Below are 4,829 nucleotides of genomic sequence, written 5' to 3' on the forward strand. Positions count from 1 at the left end.
ATGTGGATGGGGGCGGGGTGGTCATCACACTCGACTCGTCGGGGAGCGTGGACCTCTTTGGCCACGCCCTCTCCACCCAGATACGTGTGAACGGCAGCGGTCAGGTCAACTGGCACTGACTACCTTGCCTTCGACACCCGTGAAGTCCGCGGGCAGGAAGGCAGGCGGGCCATGGCAGGGACCATGCGGGCGATGGTGCTCCACGCAGCCGGGCAGCCGCTGCGGGAGGAGCACCTCCCCCTCCCGGAGCCCGGGCCGGAGCAGGTGTTGTTGAAGGTCCTCGCCTGCGCCGTGTGTCGCACGGACCTGCACGTGGTGGACGGCGAGCTGATCCGCCCGAAGCTGCCGCTGGTGCCGGGCCACGAAATCGTGGCGACGGTGGTGACGCCGGGCGAGCGGGTGAGAGGCCTGGCTCCCGGCACGCGCGTGGGCGTGCCGTGGCTGGGGTGGAGCTGCGGTCAGTGCCGCTTCTGTCGCTCCGGGCGGGAGAACCTCTGCGACACGGCGCGCTTCACCGGCTACGACCTGGACGGCGGTTTCGCGGAGTACACCGTGGCGGATGCGCGCTTCTGCTTCCCGCTGCCGTCGTCGTACCGGGACGTGGAGGCCGCGCCCCTGATGTGCGCGGGGCTCATCGGCTTCCGCAGCCTGCGCATGGCGGGAGAGGGGCCCCGGCTGGGGTTGTATGGCTTTGGCGCCGCCGCGCACATCCTCATCCAGGTGGCTCGGCACCAGGGGCGCAAGGTGTATGCCTTCACGCGCGAGGGCGACGTGAAGGGGCAGGCGTTCGCGCGCGAGCTGGGCGCGGCGTGGGCGGGAGGCTCGGACCTGCTGCCGCCGGAGCCGTTGGACGCGGCCATCCTCTTCGCCCCCGTGGGCGCGCTGGTGCCCGCCGCGCTGCGCGCCGTGGACAAGGGCGGCGTGGTGGTGTGCGGCGGCATCCACATGAGTGACATCCCCGCGTTCCCCTATTCGGTGCTGTGGGAGGAGCGGGTGGTGCGCTCGGTGGCGAACCTCACGCGCATGGACGCGGTGGACTTCCTGGCGCTCGCGCCGCGCGTGCCCGTGCGCACCGAGGTGCAGCGGTTTCCCCTGGCCGCCGCGAACGAAGCGCTCCAGGCCCTGCGTGAAGGCCGTGTACGGGGTGCGGCGGTCCTGGACCTGACGGGCAACGGGGAGGGGGCGCATGGGAGCGGGAGCCCACGCGCCTGACCGCCTGGATGCTTGGTCCCAGGGGGAGTGCACAGCTTTGGCGATACACGGAGGCCAGGCACCGCATGAAAGCGCTTCAGGAGACGGGACCGTTCACCGGCTATGACTCGGAGCACCACCCGCTGGGCTCGTACGCGGCGCTCATCGGGGCCTTCGGCACGTCGGTGGTGGGCTTCCTGGGATGGATGAGCGCCTCCGGACGGCGGCTCCCGGAGCGGCTGGGGTGGAAGGACCTGGCGCTGTTCGGCATCGCCACGCACGCGGTGTCGCGGCTGGTGACGTTGGACCGGGTGACGAGCCCGCTGCGCGCTCCGTTCGTGCGCTACGAGGCTGACAGCACCGCGGGCGAGGTGGTGGAGAAGGCCCGCGGCGAAGGCCCCCGACGCGCGCTGGGGGAGCTGCTGGACTGTCCCTTCTGCCTGAGCCCCTGGGTGGCCACGGGCTTCGTGGCCGCGTCGACGGTGCGTCCGCGCGAGACCCGCTTCGTGGCCTCCATCTTCGCGCTCAGCGCCGCGTCCTTCTTCCTGCACCGGGCCTACGAGTGGCTGGGCGAAGGGCTGCACCGCACCCGCGCGCAGGCGCAGTTGCTTTCGAAGCAGCAGGAGCGGGAGGCGGACGTCGGTGTGCAGCTTCCCGGCAGCGGGCCGCAGGTGGTGGAGGCCGGCCGCGCCCCCATCCCGTCTCCGAGCTGAAGGAACTGAGGGAGCCGAGGCCCACTTCCGGCAATGGCGCCGGGGCCCGCATCGTATGAAGGGGCATGCACCTCTCCCTCGTCCTGGGGGGCCTGCTGGCGGTGGCGGCCCCCTCCGCGCCCGACGCTTCCGTGCCCTCCACCCCGCGCGCGCCCTACCTGGATCCGAAGCTCACCGGCGCCGCGTACTGCTTCGACCCGGACAGCCCCGTCCTGAGCAGCGCGTTCCGTCGCCCGAAGCCCACGCCCGAGACGCGCGTGGACAGCGCCGCCCTCTCCGACGACGTGCGCTTCCTGCACCAGTTGCTGCGCACCACGTACTCCGGCTGGCCGGAGCTGCTCGCGCACCGCACGTTCGATCCGGATCGCTTCTTCGAGGACTGGAGCGCGAAGGTGGCCGCGTCCGGATCCACCGTGTCCTTCCAGGACGGCGTGCTCGCACCGACGGTCGCCATCCGCGAAGCGCTGACGGACAACCACTTCGGTCCGTCCGGACTGCTGAGCCTGCTCCGCGAGGATCCGCGCCTGGCCTTCCACGAGTACCAGGCGGAAGCTCCGCCGGGCCTCGCGCTGGAGTCCTGCGACGCGAACACCCTCCCGGGCGCGCAGGCGGACACGCTGCGGGTCGCGCCGGTGCTGAAGCCGGACGGCTCCCGGACACAGCGCCTCACCGTGTCCGTGAGGGGCGAAGGCGACACGCGAGCGCTGACGTGTGGCGCCACGTCGCTCACGCTCACGGTCCGTCCCAAGCGTCCGCCCCAGCCGGCGCCCTCGGACGTGTACTCGTACGAGCCGAAGGGCGACGTGGGCATCATCACGCTGCGCCGCTTCTCCGGCCCGCCCGAGGCGGAGGCGCGGCTGCGTCAGTTCGTCGCGGACGCGCCGAAGCACCGCAAGCACAAGCTGCTGGTGTTCGACTTCCGGGGCAACGGCGGCGGCAACGACGGCTACGTGTACGAGTGGCTGGACACGATGGTGCGGGGCCCGTGGTTCTCCTCGGGCGAGGTGTGGATGCACGGCGCGTTCTACCCGTGCTTCGACTGGAACACGCGCGTGCTGCGGCAGGCGTTGGATGGACGGCTGGACACCCCGGAAGCGCTCGCGGAGCGGCAGGCGCTCGGAATGAAGTGGCCCGTGCCGCCCGAGCCCTCCCGGCCTGTGTTCGACAGCGGCCGGGTCGAGGGCCACGCGAAGACGCCCTATACGGGCCGCATCGTGGTGCTGGTGGACCGCGGCTCCGCGTCATCGGGAGAGAGCGCGGCCTACGCGCTCCACCGCGCCACGGGCGCGCCGATGGTGGGCGAGCGCACGGGCGGCTTCCTCACCTACGGCAACGCTCCCAGCTTCGTCCTGCCGCGCACGGGGCTCACCTGGGTGGTGCCCACCAAGCGCAACTACTTCGCCGAGCCCGTGGAGGGCGTGGGGCACGCGGTGCAGGTGTACCTGGACGCGGAGGACCTGGGCCGCCCGGTGACGGAGCTGCTGCCGCGCCTGCGCAAGCTGCCGTGAGGCCGCGGGCCCGGGTGTCACCCGGGAGTCGGAGCGCGGCACGGCGCTGTTCCGCGCTGGACGTCCGGGACCCCGGGGGCGTTGGCGCGGTGGGTCGCATGGGGTTCTCTGCGTGCGCCTTCGGCCGTGCCACCTTCTTCGCGGGGAGCCCCGTCATGTCGCTCAACCACTACGTCACCCTGGGCCGCTCCGGCCTGCGCGTCAGTCCCTTCTGCCTTGGAGCCATGACGTTCGGCGAGGACCTGGGCTGGGGCAGCAGCGTGCAGACGTCCAACGCCATCATGGACCGCTTCATCGAGCGGGGCGGCAACTTCATCGACACGGCGAACGTGTACACGTTCGGCCATTCGGAGAAGATCATCGGGGACCACCTGGGGAAGGAGCCGTCGAAACGCAACCGGGTGGTGATTGCCACCAAGTTCTTCGGCAACCTCTTCGAGAAGGATCCGAACGGCGGCGGCGCGGGCCGCAAGTCGGTGCTGGCCGCGTGCGAGGAGTCGCTGCGCCGGCTCCAGACGGACTACATCGACCTGTACTGGATGCACGCGTGGGACGCGAACACGCCCATCGAGGAGACGATGCGCGCGCTGGATGACCTCGTGCGCTCGGGCAAGGTCCGCTACGTGGGCTTCTCCGACACGCCGGCATGGAAGGTCGCGCAGGCGCAGGTGACGGCGTTCTTCCGGGGCTGGGCACCGCTGGTGGCGTTGCAGATTGAATACTCGCTGCTGGAGCGCACGGTGGAGGGAGAGCTCATCCCCATGGCGCTGGAGCTGGGGCTGGGCGTGACGCCGTGGTCGCCGCTGCGCAGCGGCGCGCTGAGCGGCAAGTACACGCGCGAGAACGCGGGCAAGCAGAAGGCGGACCGGGGCGCGTGGGCGGAGAGCTCGCTCAACGAGAAGACCTATGCCCTCATCGACCTGCTCCAGCGCGTGGCGAAGGAGCAGAGCTCCACGGTGGCGCGCGTGGCGCTGGCCTGGGTGCAGGGCCGTCCGGGCGTGGCGTCCACCATCCTGGGCGCGCGCACGCTGGAGCAACTGGACAACAACCTGGGGGCCCTGGACGTGAAGCTCACGTCCGCGCAGGTGCAGGCGCTGGATGAGCTCTCCAAGCCCACGCTCGATTTCCCGTCGGCCTTCCTCCAGAACGCCTCGTCCTTCATGCACGCGGGCCTGAGCGTGAACGGCGTCCAGGCCGAGCCGAGCGGCCTGACGCCCAAGACGGACGCCCAGCGCTACTGATCCAGGCTGCGGAAACACCGGCCCCATCGGCACAGGGGCGCACACCGTCGCGTGCGAGGCCTTACGTTTGGGCCCGTGCCAACGGGAAAACGGCGGCCGGAGCGTTCAGGACCGGACGCTCGCGGTAGCGCGAACGGGGGCCGTTCCTAGTATCGGTCCCCTGGCAGTCGGGTGGG

The 4,829-nt window shown here is 71.2% G+C and carries 4 protein-coding genes; all 4 read left to right on the forward strand.

All coding sequences use genetic code 11. The features are described from left to right. Positions 1 to 171 precede the first annotated feature (171 nt). Entirely contained in the window at positions 172 to 1,212 is a 1,041-nt protein-coding gene (locus D7V93_RS38045; protein ID WP_120647982.1) for a zinc-dependent alcohol dehydrogenase family protein, read from the forward strand. A gap of 65 nt (positions 1,213 to 1,277) precedes the next feature. Beyond that, positions 1,278 to 1,904: a DUF1360 domain-containing protein gene (locus tag D7V93_RS38050; protein ID WP_120647983.1), complete on the forward strand. Its 627-nt coding sequence runs from the start codon at positions 1,278 to 1,280 to the stop codon at positions 1,902 to 1,904. 65 nt (positions 1,905 to 1,969) lie between these two features. Next, entirely contained in the window at positions 1,970 to 3,412 is a 1,443-nt protein-coding gene (locus D7V93_RS38055; protein WP_120647984.1) for a S41 family peptidase, read from the forward strand. A gap of 155 nt (positions 3,413 to 3,567) precedes the next feature. After that, positions 3,568 to 4,653: an aldo/keto reductase gene (locus D7V93_RS38060; RefSeq protein WP_120647985.1), complete on the forward strand. Its 1,086-nt coding sequence runs from the start codon at positions 3,568 to 3,570 to the stop codon at positions 4,651 to 4,653. The last annotated feature ends 176 nt before the right edge of the window (positions 4,654 to 4,829 follow it).

The organism is Corallococcus llansteffanensis, from assembly GCF_003612055.1.
Lineage (GTDB): Bacteria > Myxococcota > Myxococcia > Myxococcales > Myxococcaceae > Corallococcus > Corallococcus llansteffanensis.

Bases quoted from the DNA above. Each gene is read 5' to 3' on its own strand.
- D7V93_RS38060 (WP_120647985.1), top strand. From the start codon at position 3,568: ATGTCGCTCAACCACTACGTCACCCTGGGCCGCTCCGGCCTGCGCGTC.
- D7V93_RS38055 (WP_120647984.1), top strand. From the start codon at position 1,970: ATGCACCTCTCCCTCGTCCTGGGGGGCCTGCTGGCGGTGGCGGCCCCC.
- D7V93_RS38050 (WP_120647983.1), top strand. From the start codon at position 1,278: ATGAAAGCGCTTCAGGAGACGGGACCGTTCACCGGCTATGACTCGGAG.
- D7V93_RS38045 (WP_120647982.1), top strand. From the start codon at position 172: ATGGCAGGGACCATGCGGGCGATGGTGCTCCACGCAGCCGGGCAGCCG.